The organism is Phenylobacterium sp., assembly GCF_041916435.1.
GTDB lineage: Bacteria > Pseudomonadota > Alphaproteobacteria > Caulobacterales > Caulobacteraceae > Phenylobacterium.
This window is the reverse complement of sequence record NZ_JAYRZM010000007.1, coordinates 256,690-274,318: the sequence shown is the minus strand read 5'-3', so window position 1 is coordinate 274,318 and position 17,629 is coordinate 256,690. Positions and strand designations below refer to the sequence as shown.

The following is a 17,629-nucleotide window of genomic DNA, read 5'->3' as shown; positions in this document are numbered from 1 at the left end:
GATCGCCGGATCAGGCCGTTAGTTCGGCTTCCGTGAGGGCCCGGCGCAGGCGAGCGGCCACCGGATCGGCGGCGCGCCAGTCGGCGTCCTCGTCATCGGCGTCGACCAGCACCGAGGGCACGCCCCAGGTGTTCATCAGCTCGCGCGCCAGGGCTGGCCCGTCGCGGCGGCCGGTGAGCTTGGAGCCCACCACCGCCAGCGTCAGCGGCGTCTGGGCGGCGAGCGCGAGCGCCATGCGGGCGGAGTCCACCGGGCCGACGACGCTGAAACCGAAGTCGGAAAGAATGCCGACAATCTTTTCCGAAGATTCGGGCGCCGCGCACGCCACGACGACGGTGTCCGATGCGTTGACTTCAGGCATGCCCGGTTCGCCCCCAAAGGTTAACGAATATTCATAGTCGCGCTTCAATAGCATCGCCGAGCGCGGGAGCCCCATGACAATGCCGTGACCTGTCGGCGGCCGCGCAACGCCTAGCCATAGACCAAGGAAATGGTCGTGGCCGAAACGCCGACTACCAGCAGCGACAGGATCCAGCCCACCCGTCCGTAGTCGGCGAAGCGATAGCCGCCGGGGCCCATCACCAACAGGTTGTTCTGGTGGCCGATCGGCGTGAGGAAGTCGGAGGACGCGCCGACGAGCACGGCCAGCAACAGCGCGTCCGGCGGAGCGCCCAGGGCCCGCGACACGGCGATGGCGATCGGCCCCATGATCACCGCCGTGGCGACGTTGTTCAGGAAGATCGACAGGATCAGCGTGGCCGCCGTCGTGCAGGCGGCGGCCACCAGGAGCGGCGCGCCCGCCAGCCATTCGCCGAGCTGATGGGCGACGATCGCCGCCGCGCCGCTGGTCTCGAAACTCTGCCCCACCGGGATCATCGCGCCCAGCAGCACGATCGCGGGCCAGTCGATCGAGCTGTAGATCTCCTGGGGCGGCAGGAACTTCAGCGCCGCCAGCGCCGCCGCGGCCGCCGCGAAGGTCAGCGCCGTGGGCCAGCCGAACACCACCGCGGCCAGCACCGCCGCCGCATAGATCGCCACCGCCAGGGCCGCCCGGCGCGGCTGCACCACCACCGCCGCCTTGCGCTCCACCTCCAGCAGCCGGGCGTAGCGGATGTAGCTTTCCAGCCGCTGGGCGGGGCCGTGGACGGTGAGCTGGTCGCCCGGCTGGATGTCCAGGGCCCCCAGCGGCCCCTGCGCCCGCGCCGCGCGCGGCCCGGCGGCGACGACGCGCAGGTCCCCGTCCGTCTCCGCGGCGATGGTGTCGTAGGGCCGGCCCACCAGCGGCGAGCCGTGGCCCACCACGATGCGCGCCGTCACCGCGTCCGGCGCGTTCGACACCGGGGCGCCGAGCCGGCAGCCGGAGGCCTTGGCCACCTCCCACGGGTCGTTGCGGCTGACCACCAGGACGCGGTCCGTCGAATAGAGCGCGTCCACCGCGCGGGGCTTGAGCCGCTCGTGGTGGCGGACCACGGCCAGCACATGGGCGCGCGCGCCGCTGAGCGCGGCGAAGACCTTGGCCGCCGCCACCGGCTTGACGCCGTCGGGCTGCGGCGGCTGCAGCTCGAACACGCTGCGCCCGCCGGCGTCGGTCGCGCGGCCCGCGCGGCGGGGCGTCAGCCGCCAGCCCACGAAGCAGAGGTAGGCGAGCCCCACAACCGCCACGGCGCCGCCCACCACGGTCATGTCGAAGAAGCCGAAGGCCGCGCCGAGCTGGTCCTTGCGCACCGACGACAGGATCAGGTTGGCGGGCGTGCCGATCAGGGTGGTCATCCCGCCGAGGATCGTGGCGAAGGACAGCGGCATCAGGCCCGCGCCCGGCGGCAGGCGGGCGTTGCGGCAGATGCCCGCCACCGCCGGCATGGTGATCGCCAGGGCGGCGATGTTGTTCATGAACGAGGACAGCGCCGCAGCGACCAGGAGAAGCACCCCAAGCTGCAGGGGGAACGGCGCCCGCAGCGCCGCCAGCCGTTCGGTCGCGGCGGCGGCCACGCCGGTCAGCTCAATGGCGCGGCCGATGATCAGGACGGCGGCGACCACCACGACGGCGGAATCGGAAAAGCCCACGAGCGCCTGCTGCGGCGTCACCAGGCCCAGCAGCAGGCATGCGCCGAGCGCGATGACGGCCACCAGGTCGTGGCGCACGCGATCCATGGCGAAGAGCACCAGCGTCAGGATCAGGACGATCCCGCTGAGCAGCGGCTCGCTCACCGCGCCTGGCCCTCCGGCGTCAGCCTGGCGACCCACAGGTCCGGCGAATCCACGCCGGGCGTGTCCGGCACCGAGCCGCTGACCTGGCTGACCGTCACGCCCAAACCGGAAAGCGCATCGGCGACCGCCTGCGCGCGGCCCTCGGCGAGCGCCTGGTCGATCCGTCGCGGCCCGCGCCGGCCGGGGCTGGCGACGCCCTCGACCCGGACGGACGACAGTCCCCAGCGCTTGAGCGCCCACGCCGTGACGGCCAGGTCGGCGCGCGCGGCGCCGGACAGCGCCCGCGAGCCGCGCGCGAAGCTGATCACCGGCAAGGGCGCGAACGGCGGGACGATCTGCACCTCGGTGTCCGGCAGGAACCGCTGCGCGGCGATCTCGAGCGCCCGATAGCTCGACAGCCCCGGCGAGCCGGGCAGCACCACCGTGGCCGTGATCGCGCCGTCCTGGCGGTCGATGGAGGAGACCTGGCCCGTGGCCGACAGCATCTCGCGCAGCCGCGCCTCGGGCGTGCGCGGCGCGGTCGCCTGGGCCGTCAAGGCGCGGTTGGCCAAGGCCGAACCGGAAGCGGCCGGCTCACCCTCGGCGACCAGCACTTGCTCCAGCTCCACGGTGCAGTCCTGCCCCAGCGCCTTCTTCACGGAGGCCTCGGCGCCGGAGACGTACTTGCGCGTGAGGACGACGGCCTGAACTTTCGAGAGCCGGCTATGGGCGAGCTGCACCTCCAGGTCGCTGACCCGCGGCGACTGGTCGGCGAAGGTCTTCTCGATCACGGCGCGCGCGCGGCCGGTCTCCTTCGCCTCGATGACGATGCTCCTCAGGGACAACGCCAGGGGCACGCAGAGCGCCGTCATCGCGCCCAGGAGCACCGGCGTCTGCCAGCGCGCCTCGACCGCGCCGACGTGCCTGAAGCCGTAGAGCAGCGCCACGCCGTAGACCGCGGCCAGGATCGCCACGACGTTGGTGAGGAACAGCAGCAGCGCCCCGCCCGCGATCTGGGGCGACATCGTGGCCACGCCGTAGCCCACCACCGCCAGCGGCGGCATCAGGGCCGTGGCGATGGCCACGCCGGCGATCACGGCTCCCCGCTGGGTGATGGTCACATAGGCCCCGACGACGCCGGACAGCACCGCCACGACCAGGTCCAGCAGCGTCGGCCGGGTCCGCGCCAGGATTTCCGGCGTGACGTCCTTCAGGGGCGACAGCCAGACGATCAGCGCCGAGGCGGCGATCGCCCCCAGCGCCCCCACGGCCAGGGAAATCCCGGCCTCCTTGGCCGTCGGCGGATCGAACCGGGCGAGCGAGACGCCCATGGACATGATCGGGCCCATCAAGGGCGAGATCAGCATGGCGCCGATCACCACGGCCGCGGAAGATTGCAGCAGGCCCAGGATGGCGATGCCGCAAGCGCAGGTCAGCAGCAGCAGATAGCCGTTGCTGATGCGGCCAGCCGCGTGGATGTCCGCCTCGATCCGGCGGCGCTGCTCCTCAGGGCACGTGAGCGCCAGCGCGTGCACAGCCTGGCGGCACTTCATCACTCCCAATCTGAGAAGCGCCTTGGCGCGGTGGCGGGCGATCGGCGTCAGCATGCCCAAGCCATACCGTCCTGCGCGACGGCTTCCTAGAGGCCGATCCTGCGCGACAACCGCAGGATTTCAACACACCAGATTGAAATTACCGATCATTGCCCCAGGAGAACGATCCGCTCGCGCGATTGTGCGCGTCAGCTCTTGTCGCGCGCGTCGGCGAGGACCCGCAGCATCTCGCTCGTGAACAGCGACCCGGTGACCGACCGGGAGGCGTCAGGCGTATCCGGCGACTGCGATCCCCGCAGGATCATCTGCACGAGCGCGTCCTGCTCCTTCACCCGGTCCATGCGGCGGGCGGAGGCGTACTGAACGAAGCCGTCGTCTTCGTTCGGCGCGACCGCCGCCCCCCCGGCCGGCCCCGCGCCGCCGGTGCGCGTGAGATTCGCATAGACCTCGGCCACGGTGGCGGCGCGCCCGCCGGGATAGAAGATGTTCCGGTTGGCCGCCGCCGCGTCCGGGAAAAGGCCCGCCGCCGCCGCGCCCGGCCGCGACCGCATCGCCTCGATCAGCCGCGCCGACCCCTGCGGCCCCAGGAAGTGAGCCGCATAGAGCTCGCCCGCGGTCGGCGAGCGGCCAGTGCGCCCGCGCAGATAGGAGGCGTGGTCGGCCGCCAGTTCGCCGGCCATCAGCGACGCCGCGTGCGGGTCGAACCGCAGGTCCATCACGGCCTTGCGCGCGGCTCCTGCGGGAACGGAGTAACGGCCGTCGGGCCCCTTCTGGATCAGGTCGGCGTAGCGCGCATAGCCGTACTTGGCGCCATGCTGCTTGAGCGTGGAGAGCCAGGTCTGCTCGACGAACTGGAAGAGCCCCGCGGCGGACGACGAACCGGCCTTGGCCTTGGGGTTGTAGCCGCTCTCGCGGGCGGCCGTGCGCATCAGGAAGCCGAAGTCGACGCCCGTGGCGGACGAGGCGCGCTGGATGGCGGCCTCGACGACTCCCCTAATGCCCTGAATAGCCATGGGAAGGGTTCTGCGCCCACATGGTTAACGCCGCGCTAACCATGTTCGGCGGCTTGGCCCCCGCCAGCCCTCAGCCAAAGCGGGCCGGCCTCAAGACCTCGGCCCGCGCCCCCGGATCGGCGTCCTGCACATAGGCGGCGATGATCCGCGACACCATCGGCGCCAGCAGCCATCCGTTGCGGCGCGCGCCGACCGCCAGCAGCACGCGGCGATCGTCCGTCGGCCCGACCAGCGGCAGGCCGTCGGGCGTCGCCGCGCGCACGGCGGCCAGGGGGCGGACGTCCGCCCCGGCCAGGGCCGGGAACATCGCCTCCCCCGCCGCCTGCAGGGCCGCGGCCCGGGCGGGATCGATCGCGCAGTCCGCCGCGCCGGCCTCCATGGTCGCCCCGACGGCTAGGCCGCCGCCCGCGGGCGCGGCGTAGGCGGCCGGCCCGCGCACGACGACGCCCTGATAGGCGGCCCCCGGCAGGCGCAGGATGTGGCCCTTGATCGGCGCCAGCAAGGCGAGGGCCGGAGCAAGATGCGACAGATCCTGCGCCGCGCCGGTGGCGATCACCAAGCGGTCGGCGTCGCCGAGGTCCCGCAGCGGCTCGGGGCGGAAGACCACGCCCTGCGCCTCGGCCGCGCGGCGCAGGGCCGCGATGGCCGCGGCCGCGTCGATCCGCCAATCCTCGGCGGTGAAGAGCCCGCCGGCGTAGGCGCCGGAAAGGCCCGGCGCGAGAGCCGCCGCCTGGTCCATGTCCAGCCGCGCGGCGGCGGTGTCGAAGACGGCGACCTTGGCGGCCAGGGCCTCGAGGCGGTCCGCGTCGCCGACGGCCAAGGCGCCGCGGCGGTCGAGCTCGATCCCCGTCTCCTGCGCGAAGGCCGGCCACAGCTCGCGCGCCGCCGCCAGGAGCGCGAAGTGAGGCCGCGCCGCTTCGTCCAGGGCCGACTCGAAGACCGGCGCGAGCATGCCGGCCGCCACGCCCGAGGCGTTCGCCGTCGGCGCCGCGGCGTCGAACACCACGACCTCGGCGCCGGCCCGCGCCAGCCGCACGGCGCAAGCCAGGCCGAAAGCCCCGGCGCCCGCCACGTGAATCCTGGGTGATCGCATTGCGCGCCCTAAGCAGCGGGCGACGGCGGCAAAATCAAGCCCTGACGGCGGAAAAGACGCGCCGGGGGCGTCAGTCCCGGCGGAACAGCGCGTCCAGACCCTGGATCACGTCTTCCATCAGGTCGTCGTAGTCGTCCTGCTGGCCGAGCGTCATCGACGCCGCGCCATGGCCGCACGCCCAGACCGCCAGGGCGATCTTGTGCAGTTCGTCGGGCGTGCGCGGCCGAATCGGCGTGATGGCGACGCCGACGAGTTCCTCCAGCACGGCGAAGGCCCGCGCCATGGCGCAGCGCACCTCGCCGTCGGTCATCACCGCCGGATCGAACATCAGCGCATAGATCGTGGGCTGGGCGCGGGCGAAGGCGAAGTAGGCCCGCGCGCAGGTGCGGATGCGCTCGCCCTGGCGCGCCTCCCGCGCGGCCTCCTCCAGCCGCTCCTGCAGGTCGCCGAACCCTTCGGCGGCCAGGCCCGCCAGCAAGGCCGCCTTGCTGGCGTAGTGGTGATAGACCGAGCCTGGAGCGATGCCGGCGCGGGCGGCGAGCGCGCGCAGGTTCAGGCCGCCAAGACCCGCCTCCTGCAGGATCTCGCGGGCGTGCCGCATGAGCTCGGCGCGCAGGTTGCCGACGTGATAACGCCGTCTGGGCGCCTCAAGATCATCGGCCCCCGCCCCGGCGCCGATGTGCGCCCTGCGAATGCAGCCGCCATACTTCATGCACGAACCCGCCTTGGCGAACCCCACGTTCAATAAGCTGATTGGGCCGTACTCGAGGCCAGAAGTCCAGCCCCGTAGCGACTGGCTTGAAGATGACGGCGAACCCTCCGAACGTGGCGGCGGCAAGAAGGAGTCCCGTCATGACCGGCGTCGTCACCCTGGAATTCGAGGACCGGCCGGGTGGCCGCGTCGCCCGGCTCACCCTCGACAACGCGCGCAAGCTCAACACCTTGAACAGCGCGCTGATGGAGCTGTTCGTGGAGACGGTGCAGGGTCTCGCGGCCGAGCCGGACCTGCGCGCCGTGGTGCTCACGGGCGCCGGCGGGCGGGCGTTCATCGGCGGCGCCGACATCGACGAGATGGCCGGGCTGGACGCCGAGAGCGGCCGAGCCTTCATCACGCGGGTGCATCGCTGCTGCGCGGCGCTGCGGGACCTGCCGGTTCCGGTGATCGCCAGGATCGACGGCTATGTGCTGGGCGCGGGCCTGGAGATCGCCGCGGCCTGCGACCTGCGCGCGGCCTCCGACCGCAGCCACTTCGGCATGCCGGAGGTCAAGCTGGGCATCCCCTCGGTGGTCGAGGCGGCGCTGCTGCCCAGCCTGGTCGGCTGGGGCCGCACGCGCGAGATGCTGCTGATCGGCGAGACCTTCGGCGCGGCCGACGCTTTGCGCTGGGGCCTGGTGGAGATCGTCGAGCCGGCTGAGGACCTGGACGCGGCGCTCGAGCGCTGGCTGGAGGGGCTGCTCGCGGCCAAGCCGCGGGCCGTGCAGTTGCAGAAGGCGCTGATCCGCCGCTGGGAGGAGCTGCCGATGAGCCAGGCCGTCGCCGCCGGAATCGACTGTTTCGCCGACGCCTGGACCACGGACGAGCCGGCGCAGGCGATGGCCGAGTTCCTGGCCGAGCGAAAAGCCCGCCGCGGCCGCTAGCGCGAGACCAGCCGGTCCAACCGCAGGCGCTCGCGCTCGTCGGTCAGACGCCAAGCGGCGAGATAGGCGACGATCAGGGCGCACAGGCCGCTCGCCCCCGCCAGGAGGAACATCAGCAGGATCTGGTATTTCACCGCCTCGAGCGGATCGAGGCCGGCGAGGATCTGGCCGGTCATCACCCCCGGCAGCGTGACAAGGCCCGCCGCGGACATCTGGTTGATGATCGGCAGCATGCCCCGGCGGACCGCCTCGCGCACCAGCGGGGCGATCGCGATCCAGTAGCGCTCGCCAAGGCAGAGCTGGGCCTCGACCGAGGGCCGTTCGCGCGCGGCCGAGGCCAGCAGGGCGTCGAGCGACAGGCTGCCGGCGTTGAGCGCGTTGCCCAGGATGATGCCGACCAGCACGATCACATAGCGCGCGTCGTACCAGGGCTGCGGGCGCACGGCGGTGGTCAGGGCCAGCGCGGCGGTCAGATAGGTGGCGATGGCGACGCTGACGAGGGCGAGCCAGAGGGAGGAACGGTCGGCGAAGCGCCGTTCGGGCCGCGCGGCCACTTCCCGGGCGGCGACCAGGGTCATGACCACGACCACGCCGAGGGTCGCCGCCGGATGATGCAGGGCGAAGACGGCGCGCAGGATGAAGCCGATGGCCACGAGCTGCACCACCATGCGCGTGGCCGCGATCAGCACCTGCCGGTGCAGGCGCAGACGCAGCACGACCGACAGCAGCGCGTCGGCGAGGACGAGCGAGGCGGTGATCGCCAGATCCGAGGGCGCCAGGGAGATCGGGTTCATGCCGCCACCAGCTTCCGATCGACCATCCGCATCGGCCGGGCCCCCAGCCGCCCGCCCTGCCCCGCGTCGTGCGTGGCCATGACGAGCGTCGCGCCGGCGGACAGCCGCGCCAGCAGCTCGGTCTCGACGGCGTGCACCGAGTCCGGGTCCAGCGCGGCCGTCGGCTCGTCGAGCAGCAACAGGGGCGGATCCAGGACGAGCGCCCGCACCAAGGCCAGCCGCTGGCGCTCGCCGGTGGACAGTTGAGCGACGGGCCGATCGAAGGCGCTCTGCTCCACGCCGAACCGCCCGGCCAGGGCGCGTGCGGCCTCGACCCGGTCCTTGGCGAAATGTTCGACGGGGTGCTCGCGCCACCAGCCGGACTCGGCCGGGATATAGACCGCCTGGCGGCGCCACTGCGGCCCGCTGTGGGTCGCGCGCGAAAATTCGCCGATGGAGACCTCGCCCTCGCTCCAGTCGAGGTCGGCGATCAGGCGCAGGAAGAGGCTCTTGCCCGAGCCGGACGCGCCGCTGACGGCCAGGCAGCCGCCGGCTTCCACATCCAGGTCGTAGGGCCCGCCCAGGGCCCCTCGCAGATTGCGGACGATCAGGCCCTTCGCCATGGGGAGCCCTCCAGGTCGGCGCCATCCATAGCCCAGCCGACGCCCGCTGTCCGCCGACACCGCCAGCCCGCCGGCCTACGCCTTCAGGTGATGCAGCACGATCCCGCTGGTCACGGCCACGTTCAGGGAATCGAAGCCGGCGGCCATGGGGATGCGGATCGTGCGGGCGCGGGCCATCAGTTCCGGGGCCAGGCCGGGTCCTTCGGCGCCGAGGATGATCGCCGTGCGCCCGCTCGGGCGAAAGGCGGAAAGCGCCGTCTCGCCGGACGGGCTGAGGGCCAGCGGCGCGAAGCCGTGGCGCTGCAGGAGACCGATGACGTCGGCGCCCTGCCCCAGGCGCGCCGTCGGCGTGATCAGCGCCGCGCCGACCGAGACGCGGATGGCCTTGCGATAGAGCGGATCGCAGCACCCGGCGTCGAGGACCACCGCGTCGGCGCCGAAGGCGGCGGCGTTGCGGAAGATCCCGCCCATGTTGTCGTGGTTGCCGACCCCGCAGACCGCCACGACCACCGCATCGCCTGGCAGGCCGGCCATGAGGGCGTCGGGGTCCGGCTCAGGCGCACGCTCGCCCAGGGCCAGGATGCCGCGGTGGATGTGAAAGCCGACGATGGCGTCCATCACCGGCTGGGCGGCGGCGTAGACCGGAACCGCCTCGGGAAAGGCCGCGATCAGATCGGCCTGCGCCTCCAACCGCTGCTCGGCCAGCAAGAGCGCGAGCGGCCTGTGCCCGGGCGCGCGGGCGAGCAGGCGCGCCACCACCTCGCCCTCGGCGATGAAGCGCCCTTCCCGGCCCACGAGGTCCCGCTCGCGCACCGCCCGGAAGGGGGCGATGCGCGGATCGTCGGGATCGTCGATGCGGACGATCCGGCTCACCAGATGCGCACGCGGCCCTCGGGCGGCAGGTAGAGCTTCTGGTCCGGCTGGACGTCGAAGGCCGAATACCAGGCGTCGAGGTTGCGCACCGTGTCGGCGCGGTATTCGCCCGGCGAGTGCACGTCGGTCAGCACCTGGCGGCGCAGCGCCGCGTCGCGGGCCTTGGAGCGGTAGTTCTGCGCCCACCCCAGGAACACCCGCTGGTCGCCGGTGAAGCCGTCGATCACCGGCGCCGGCTGGCCGCCCAGCGACAGGTGATAGGCGTCGAGCGCCGTCGAAAGCCCGCCGAGGTCGGCGATGTTCTCGCTGAGCGTCTGCGCGCCGTTGAGCTTCAGGTCCGGCAGCGGCTGGTAGGCGTCATACTGGCTGATCAGGGCCGCCGACGCCTTCTTGAAATAGGCGAGGTCTTCGGGCGTCCACCAGTTCCGCAGGTTCCCCTGGGCGTCGAACATGGCGCCGAGGTCGTCGAAGCCGTGGGTGATCTCGTGGCCGATCACCCCGCCGATGGCGCCGTAATTCACCGCCGGATCGGCCGCCGGATCGAAGAACGGCGGCTCCAGGATCGCGGCCGGGAAGATGATCGAGTTCTGCAGCGGCGCGTTCAGCGCGTTGACCGTCTGGGGCGTCATGTACCATTCGCCGCGATCGACGGGCCGGCCCAGCTTGGCGAGGTTGCGCCTGTACTCGAAGAGCTCGGCGCGCTGGTGGTTGCCGAAGGCGTCGCCGGTGACGACCTCAAGCCCCGAATAGTCGCGCCACTTGTCGGGATAGCCGACGCCCACCTGGAAGTTGGCGAGCTTCTCGTGCGCCTTGGCCTTGGTGGCGGGCGTCATCCAGTCGAGCCGTTCGATGCGCGCGTCGAAGGCGGCCAGGATGTTCTTGACCATGGCCTGGGCCTCGGCCTTGGCCTGCGGCGGGAAGTATCGGGCGACGTAGAGCTGGCCGACCGCCTCGCCGAGGGCGTCGCTGGTGGCGTCCACCCCGCGCTTCCAGCGGGCGCGCTGCTCGGGCACGCCCGACAGGGTCTTGCCGTTGAAGGCGAAGTTCTCGTCGACGAAGGCCTTGGACAGATAGGGCGCGCCCTGCTCGACGGCGTGGAAGGCCAGGTAGTCGCGCCAGGTCTGCAGCGGCTGGTCGCCGACCAGCTTGGCCAGCCCCGCGATCGCCGAGGGCTGCCAGACGCCGAATTCGGGCTGGTCGGCGAGGCCCGCTGCCGTGAAATAGGCGTTCCAGTCCAGGCCCGGCGCCTTGGCGGCGAAATCGGCCTGCTTCCAGACCGTCTTGTTGCGGTCGATGTCGCTGGAATCCACCGTCGTCCAGTGGACCTTGGCCATCGCTGTCTCCAGGGCGAGGACGCGCTTGGCGCGCGCCGCCACGTCGTCGAAGCCGGCCAGCGCCAGCACGCGGCCGATGTGGGCCTCATAGTCGGCGCGCACGGCGGTGAGGCGCTCGTTGTCGGACAGGTAGTATTCGCGGTCGGGCATGCCGAGCCCGCCCTGCAGCAGGTAGGGCCGGTAGCGGCTGGTGTCGTCCAGCGCCTCGGCGACCCACAGGCCGAAGAGGCGGTCGGTGTGCAGGTTGGTGGCGTTCAGGGGATCGACGTCGGCGCGCAGGCCCGCGCCGAGTTCGCGGGCCAGGGCCTTGCGGTCGCCGATCGCGGCGATGCGGGCGAGTTCCGGCTTCAGCGGCGCAGCGCCCAAGGCCTCGATCTTCGCCTCGTCCATGAAGCTCGAATAGTAGTCGCCGATCTTGCGGGCGTTGGAGCCGGCCGGCGCGTCGCTCTTGGCGGCCTCGTCGATGATCTCGGCCGTGCGTTTCGAGGCCAGCTCACGCAGCACGGCGAAGGTGTTGAACGTCGACCGGTCGGCCGGAATCTCGGTGGCCTTGACCCAGCCGCCGTCGGCGTACTCGAAGAAGTCGTCGCCGGGCTTGACCGACGCATCCATGCCGGCGGCGTCGAACCCGAAGGCCCCGTACTGCGGCTTGGGCTTCTCGGCCGTGGCCGCGGGCGGCATGGGCGGCGCCTCGGGGGCCGCGGCCGGCGCGCCGGTGGTGGCGCAAGCTGTCAGGACCAACGGCGCGATCGCGCCGAAGGCCCAGCGTTTCCAATGGTTCATCATCTGCTCCCAGGTCCGGCGCACCCGCGCCAGGCTGTGTTTGGCCCTGTCATACACCTCGGGGCCGCTCGTGCACCCCTCGCCTGGAAAGCGATCACGGTCGCGAGATCGCGCAGAGGAAAGTTGACGCAAGCGTCATCTTTGGGTAGCAAAACCCGATTGGGAGGATTGATCTATGGCCGATGGAACTGTGGACATTCGCAAGGCGGCTGAAGCCGAGGCCTATGCGACGCCGCTCGAGTTGCTGAACCCGGCGCAGCCGGCGCTGTTCCAGGCCGACGCGATGTGGCCGTACTTCGAGCGCCTGCGCAAGGAGAGCCCGGTCCACTACACGCCCGAGAGCGATTTCGGGGCCTACTGGTCGATCACCAAGTTCAACGACGTCATGGCCGTGGACACCAACCACGACGCCTTCTCGTCCGAGCCGGGCATCACGATCATGGAGCAGCAGGGCGACGAAGGCCCCCTGCCCATGTTCATCGCCATGGACCCGCCCAAGCACGACATCCAGCGCAAGACCGTCAGCCCGGCCGTCTCGCCGCACAACCTGGCGATCCTCGAGCCGCTGATCCGCGAGCGCGCGGCGAAGATCCTCGACAGCCTGCCGATCGGCGAGGAGTTCGACTGGGTCGACAAGGTGTCGATGGAGCTGACGGCGATGACGCTCGCCACGCTCTTCGGCATCCCGCAGGAGGACCGGCGCAAGCTGACCTACTGGTCCGACGTGGTCACCGCCGCGCCCGGCCAGGGCCTGGTCGACTCCTTCGAACACAAGATGCAGATCTTCATGGAGTACCGCGCCTACTTCGACGAGGTGTGGAAGGACCGCGTGGCCTCCAAGCCCACCGACGACCTGATCTCCATGCTGGCGCACAGCGAGGCGACCAAGAACATGGAGCCGCGCGAATACTTCGGCAACGTCGTGCTGCTGACCGTCGGCGGCAACGACACCACCCGCAACACCATCTCCGGGTCGGTCTACGCCCTGAACAAGAACCCCGACCAGTACGACAAGCTGCGCGCCAATCCCGACCTCATCCCCTCGATGGTGTCGGAAACGATCCGCTGGCAGACGCCGCTGGCGCACATGCGCCGCCGCGCGACCCGGGACGTCGAGGTCCAGGGCAAGAAGATCCGCGAAGGCGACAAGGTCGTCATGTGGTACGTCTCGGCCAACCGCGACGACGAGGTGATCGACAACCCGAACGCCTACATCATCGACCGCGAGCGGCCCCGCCACCACATCTCGTTCGGCTTCGGCATCCACCGCTGCGTGGGCAACCGCCTGGCCGAGCTGCAGCTCAAGATCATCTGGGAAGAGATCATGAAGCGCTTCCCGCGGATCGAGGTGCTAGACGAGCCGAAGCGTTCGTACTCGGTGTTCGTGAAGGGCTACGAGCGCCTGCCGGTCGTGATCCCCACGCGGACCTGACCGCCTACCCCAGCCTCCGCCGGAACAGGCTGAACAGCCGCTCCCAGTGGCGCTCCGCGGCGTCGCGGTTGTAGGCCGCGCGCTGGGGGAATGCGAAGCCGTGCTCGACGCCGGGGTAGATCTCCACCTCGGCGTCGACGCTCGTCGAGGCGAGCGACTGGGTCAGTTCCTCGATCGTCTCCAGCGGCGCCCAGCGATCCACCTCGGCGCAGGCGAAATAGAGCTCGGCGTCGGCCTTCTGCGCCATCAGGTGCGGACTGTCCTTGCGGTCGGTGACCAGCATGGTGCCGTAGATCGAAGCCGCCGCCGCCACCCTGGCGGGCCAGCGCGCGGCCGCGTTGATCGCGTACTGCCCGCTCATGCAGTAGCCCATGGCCCCGGCCGGACCGTCCGACGCCGCCGCCTGCCCGTCGGCGTAGGCGAACAGCGCCTCGGCGTCGTCCATCACGAGGTCGATGTTCAGCGAGTTCATGAGGTCGAACACCCGCTCCATCGACGCCTTGGGGTCGAGCGGCGGCAGATCGGCCAGCTCCATGACGCCGCGCCGGTAGTACATGTTGGGCAACATCACGTAGTAGCCGACGCTGGCCAGGCGCCGGACCATGTCGCGCAGCTCCTCGCGGATCGCCGGGGCGTCCATGAAGAACAGGATCACCGGATGGGCGCCGCCCCGCTCGGGATGGCAGATGAAGGTGGTGGCGAAGCCGTCCTTGGTCGGGATCTCGACGGTCTGTTCGATCATCGTCGCCTCTAGAAGTTGGCGCGCTGGCTGATGGCGCCGTCGACGACCATGTTGATCCCGGTGGTGAACGCCGAGCGCGGGCTGGCGAGAAACACCGTGGCGGCGGCGATCTCCTCGGGCGTGGCCATGCGCCCGGTGGGGTTGCGCTTGATCATCTGGGCGAAGAAGTCGGGCATGCCGGCCTTCACCTGGCCCCACACGCCGCCCTCGAAGAAGACGGTGCCGGGCGAGACCACGTTGCAGCGGATCTTCTTGGGCGCGTTCTGCCGGGCCAGGCCCTTGGCGAAGTGGATCTGCGCGGCCTTCATCGCGCCGTAGGCCGAGGGCGCGGAGGCCTCGGCCGCCGAGACCGACGAGGTGATCAGGAAGCAGGCGTCGCCGTTCGCCTCGCCCGCCGTCTCCAGGAACGGCAGGGCCGCCTCGAAGGTGCGCACCGCGCCCAGCACGTCGATGTCCAGCATGGCGCGCCAGTCTTCCTCGCGCGCGCCCTGCACCAGCGCGCTGGCGTTGGAGACCAGCACGTCGATCCCGCCGAGCGCCTCGCCCGCGTCGGCGACGAAGGCGCGCAGCGCCGCGCCGTCGGCGATGTCCACGGAACGGCCGAAGGCGTTCACCCCCTTGGCCTTGAGCGCGGCGACCGCATCGGCCACCTGGGCCTCGTTGCGCGCGCAGATGGCGACGTCGGCGCCTTCGTCGGCGAACAGGTCGGCGATCGCCCGGCCGATGCCGCGGGTCGCGCCGGTGACGACCACCTTCTTGCCCTTCAATTGCAGATCCATCCCGACGTCTCCCTCACTGAACATGTCTTGCTCGGGCCAGGATAGCGCCGCGCCGGCGCGCGTCGAGGCGCGTATGGAAACTCGCCGTTGCCTTCGCCGCCACTTTGACGCCACCTTGGCGGGTACGGCGCGCAAAGACGCCGTCGCGCGCGTTCAGGGCGCGGGACAGGAGGAAACGGTCATGAAGGGGCTCGCGTTCGCCGCGGCCGCCCTGGCGTTCGTCAGCCAGGCCGCCGAAGCCAAGACATTGAAGGTCTCGCCCAGCGCGGACGCCCAGGAGGCGCTGCAGACCGCGCTGCTGGACGCCAAGCCGGGCGACGTGGTGCGCCTGGCCGCCGGCCGCTACGTGCTGGTGGACGGCCTGTCGCTGGACGTGGACGACGTGACGGTGCGCGGCGCCGGCCCGGACAAGACCGTGCTGAGCTTTTCGGGCCAGAAGGGCGCGGGCGAAGGCCTGCTCGTCACCTCGAACCGGGTCACCGTGCGCGACCTGGCGGTGGAGGACACCAAGGGCGACGGGATCAAGGCCAAGGGCGTCGACCAGATCAGCTTCGTGAACCTGCGGGTGGAATGGACCGGCGGGCCGAAGGAGACCAACGGCGCCTACGGCGTCTATCCGGTGAGCTCCACCAACGTGCTGATCGACAAGGTGATGGTGAAGGGCGCCTCCGACGCCGGAATCTACGTGGGCCAGTCGAAGAACATCGTGCTCAAGCGCAGCGACGCCGAGTTCAACGTGGCCGGCATCGAGATCGAGAACTCGATGAACGCCGACGTGTTCGAGAACGTCGCCACGCACAACGCCGGCGGCATCCTGGTGTTCGACCTGCCCGGCCTGCCGCAGATGGGCGGCCACTCGACGCGCGTGTTCAACAACAAGGTCGTGCAGAACGACACGCCGAACTTCGCGCCGAAGGGCAACATCGTGGCCGGCGTGCCCACCGGCACCGGCGTGATGGTGATGGCCAACCGCGACGTGCACGTCTTCGCCAACGAGATCGACGAGAACCAGAGCGCCGCGGTGATGCTGGTGGCCTATCAGCAGCCGTTCGACGACGCCAACTACGACCCGCTGCCGCGCCAGATCGTGGTGCGCGACAACAAGATCGGCCGCAACGGCTGGAACCCGCAGTTCCCGGGCGGAGCCGACCTGGCCGCCGCGGCCGGCGGCATGCTGCCGCCCGTGCTGTGGGACGGGGTCACCGTCGATCCCCGATCGGGCGAAAGCCCCGAGGGCGCCGGCCAGATGATGCTGAGCGACGGCCCGGTGATGAACCTCAACCTGCCGGCGCCGAGCGAGATGGAGCGGGCCAGGCCCGAAGTGACGCCGACCCTGGGGAGCGGCCCCCTGCCCGAGCCGCCCGCCGTCAGCCTGCCCCCCGCCCAGGCGGCGCTGGGATCGTGAGGCGGGCGCTGGCGCTGGCCGCGGCCCTGGCGGCCGCGTGGCTGCTGGGCGCGGCGCCGGCGCCGGTGGCGCTGGACGTCCTGCTCGCGGCCGATCCCGCGCCGAGCCTGGACGCCTATCGCCTGTTCCTCGACGCCGGCGGACGCCGTCCGAACGCCGGGGTGACGCCCTATGCGCTGAACACGCCGCTGTTCAGCGACTACGCGGAGAAGTCCCGCTACGTCTTCATCCCGCCGGGAGCCCGCGCGCGCTACACCGGCGAGGGCCTGCCGGACTTCCCCGTCGGCGCGGCCCTGGTGAAGGTGTTCGCCTATCCCGCCGACCTGCGCCGGCCCGGCGAGAAGGTCCGCCTGGTCGAGACCCGGCTGCTGATCCGCAAGCCCGAGGGCTGGACCGCCCAGGCCTATGTCTGGAACGCCGAGCAGACCAAGGCCGTGCTGAAGCGCGCGGGCGCGCGGCTGGACGTGGAGACCGTGGGCGAGGACGGCGCGCCGCTCTCCATCGACTACGCCGTGCCCAACGCCAACCAGTGCAAGGAGTGCCACTCGCTGAACGGCGTGCTCTCGCCGATCGGCCCCAAGGCCCGCAACCTCAACGGCGACTACGCCTATGCGGACGGCGCGGAGAACCAGATCGCGCACTGGAGCCGGACCGGCCTGTTGGAGGGCGCGCCCTCGCCCGCCGCCATCCTTCGCACGGCCCGCTGGGACGATCCGGCCGAGCCGCTGGCCGACCGGGCTCGCGCCTATCTCGACGGCAACTGCGGCCACTGCCACAACCCGGCCGGCGCGGCGAGCAACAGCGGCCTGTTCCTGGACCTGGAGGAGCAGAACCCGTCGGCCCGCGGCATGGACAAGCGCCCGGTGGCGGCCGGCCGCGGATCGGGCGAGTTGGAGGTGGACATCGCCGCGGGGCGTCCCGACCGCTCGATCCTGGTCTACCGCATGGCTTCGGTCGAACCCGGGGTGATGATGCCCGAGCTCGGCCGTTCGATCGTTCACAAGGAAGGGCTGGCGCTCATCCGCGCCTATGTGGCCGCCATGGACGAACCGGCGCGAAACCCGGCCTCGGGAACCATCACACCTCCGTGAGGCGAACGCGAAGAGCGCGCGGCCGTGATAGGAATTTCGCGAGCTCACGAACCATGCAATTCGCGCGGGTTCGGTGCCCACACAAGGTCATTTAAGTCGAAATTTCGTCTAATCTGGGCTATCTCGACTGCGTGATACTGGATCGATCCTGATCGTCCGTGTGCAATCTATTCAGAGAACGAGAGTCGAGGTTCGGTTTTTGCTTTGCGTCAATCTTCAGTTGACAATGGGGATCGCCTCACCGGCGCAGGTGGGCGCCCACGACGGCCTGTGCGCGTTATTGAAGGCGCCGCCGCTCAGCGACGAGCGC

At 71.0% G+C, this 17,629-nt stretch carries 16 protein-coding genes; 4 read left to right on the top strand and 12 right to left on the bottom strand.

From position 1 onward, the window contains the following. Window positions 1-10 precede the first annotated feature (10 nt). From ACE3TA_RS20645 to ACE3TA_RS20620, 6 genes are all read right to left on the bottom strand, one after another. The gene (locus ACE3TA_RS20645) at window positions 11-409 is read right to left on the bottom strand and encodes a hypothetical protein (RefSeq protein WP_374576225.1); all 399 of its coding nucleotides are present in this window, start codon (window positions 407-409) and stop codon (window positions 11-13) included. Between the two features lie 62 nt (window positions 410-471). After that, window positions 472-2,208, bottom strand: coding sequence for an SLC13 family permease (locus ACE3TA_RS20640; RefSeq protein ID WP_374576224.1), 1,737 nt, complete (start codon window positions 2,206-2,208; stop codon window positions 472-474). Then, window positions 2,205-3,794 carry a DUF389 domain-containing protein gene (locus ACE3TA_RS20635; protein WP_374576223.1) on the bottom strand — a complete coding sequence of 530 codons (1,590 nt, stop codon included), beginning with the start codon at window positions 3,792-3,794 and terminating at the stop codon, window positions 2,205-2,207. The genes ACE3TA_RS20640 and ACE3TA_RS20635 overlap by 4 nt, the downstream gene beginning before the upstream one ends. 134 nt (window positions 3,795-3,928) lie before the next feature. Beyond that, window positions 3,929-4,753: a transglycosylase SLT domain-containing protein gene (locus ACE3TA_RS20630; RefSeq protein ID WP_374576222.1), complete on the bottom strand. Its 825-nt coding sequence runs from the start codon at window positions 4,751-4,753 to the stop codon at window positions 3,929-3,931. A gap of 70 nt (window positions 4,754-4,823) precedes the next feature. Then, window positions 4,824-5,825: an NAD(P)/FAD-dependent oxidoreductase gene (locus ACE3TA_RS20625; RefSeq protein ID WP_374576221.1), complete on the bottom strand. Its 1,002-nt coding sequence runs from the start codon at window positions 5,823-5,825 to the stop codon at window positions 4,824-4,826. Window positions 5,826-5,916: 91 nt separating this feature from the next. Continuing rightward, entirely contained in the window at window positions 5,917-6,558 is a 642-nt protein-coding gene (locus ACE3TA_RS20620) for a TetR/AcrR family transcriptional regulator (RefSeq protein WP_374576220.1), read from the bottom strand. Between the two features lie 140 nt (window positions 6,559-6,698). Between ACE3TA_RS20620 and ACE3TA_RS20615 the strand changes: the two genes are divergently transcribed. Continuing rightward, window positions 6,699-7,484 (top strand): enoyl-CoA hydratase, encoded by a 786-nt coding sequence (locus ACE3TA_RS20615; protein WP_374576219.1) that lies wholly within the window; start codon window positions 6,699-6,701, stop codon window positions 7,482-7,484. Here ACE3TA_RS20615 and fetB read toward each other — a convergent pair. From fetB to ACE3TA_RS20595, 4 genes are all read right to left on the bottom strand, one after another. Then, on the bottom strand, window positions 7,481-8,278 hold the full coding sequence (gene fetB / locus ACE3TA_RS20610; RefSeq protein WP_374576218.1) for an iron export ABC transporter permease subunit FetB: 798 nt from the start codon (window positions 8,276-8,278) through the stop codon (window positions 7,481-7,483). The two genes, ACE3TA_RS20615 and fetB, sit on opposite strands and share 4 nt — an antisense overlap. After that, on the bottom strand, window positions 8,275-8,880 hold the full coding sequence (locus tag ACE3TA_RS20605; protein WP_374576217.1) for an ATP-binding cassette domain-containing protein: 606 nt from the start codon (window positions 8,878-8,880) through the stop codon (window positions 8,275-8,277). The genes fetB and ACE3TA_RS20605 overlap by 4 nt, the downstream gene beginning before the upstream one ends. Window positions 8,881-8,955: 75 nt before the next feature. Further along, the gene (locus ACE3TA_RS20600; RefSeq protein ID WP_374576216.1) at window positions 8,956-9,753 is read right to left on the bottom strand and encodes a TrmH family RNA methyltransferase; all 798 of its coding nucleotides are present in this window, start codon (window positions 9,751-9,753) and stop codon (window positions 8,956-8,958) included. Further along, window positions 9,750-11,870: a M13 family metallopeptidase gene (locus ACE3TA_RS20595; RefSeq protein ID WP_374576215.1), complete on the bottom strand. Its 2,121-nt coding sequence runs from the start codon at window positions 11,868-11,870 to the stop codon at window positions 9,750-9,752. Before ACE3TA_RS20595 ends, ACE3TA_RS20600 begins: the two co-directional genes overlap by 4 nt. Before the next feature lie 175 nt (window positions 11,871-12,045). Here ACE3TA_RS20595 and ACE3TA_RS20590 point away from each other — a divergent pair, with 175 nt between their 5' ends. Beyond that, complete coding sequence (locus tag ACE3TA_RS20590; protein ID WP_374576214.1) at window positions 12,046-13,302, top strand: cytochrome P450; 1,257 nt, start codon at window positions 12,046-12,048, stop codon at window positions 13,300-13,302. Window positions 13,303-13,306: 4 nt separating this feature from the next. On the opposite strand, the gene ACE3TA_RS20585 is transcribed toward ACE3TA_RS20590, so the two are convergent. Both ACE3TA_RS20585 and ACE3TA_RS20580 read right to left on the bottom strand, forming a co-directional pair. Continuing rightward, window positions 13,307-14,044, bottom strand: coding sequence for a dienelactone hydrolase family protein (locus ACE3TA_RS20585; protein ID WP_374576213.1), 738 nt, complete (start codon window positions 14,042-14,044; stop codon window positions 13,307-13,309). Between the two features lie 8 nt (window positions 14,045-14,052). Continuing rightward, window positions 14,053-14,823 carry an SDR family NAD(P)-dependent oxidoreductase gene (locus tag ACE3TA_RS20580; RefSeq protein ID WP_374576212.1) on the bottom strand — a complete coding sequence of 257 codons (771 nt, stop codon included), beginning with the start codon at window positions 14,821-14,823 and terminating at the stop codon, window positions 14,053-14,055. Between the two features lie 181 nt (window positions 14,824-15,004). Here ACE3TA_RS20580 and ACE3TA_RS20575 point away from each other — a divergent pair, with 181 nt between their 5' ends. Both ACE3TA_RS20575 and ACE3TA_RS20570 read left to right on the top strand, forming a co-directional pair. After that, on the top strand, window positions 15,005-16,228 hold the full coding sequence (locus ACE3TA_RS20575; protein WP_374576211.1) for a parallel beta-helix domain-containing protein: 1,224 nt from the start codon (window positions 15,005-15,007) through the stop codon (window positions 16,226-16,228). After that, a complete protein-coding gene (locus ACE3TA_RS20570; protein WP_374576210.1) occupies window positions 16,225-17,319 on the top strand; it encodes an SO2930 family diheme c-type cytochrome in 1,095 nt (364 codons plus the stop codon). Before ACE3TA_RS20575 ends, ACE3TA_RS20570 begins: the two co-directional genes overlap by 4 nt. The last annotated feature ends 310 nt before the right edge of the window (window positions 17,320-17,629 follow it).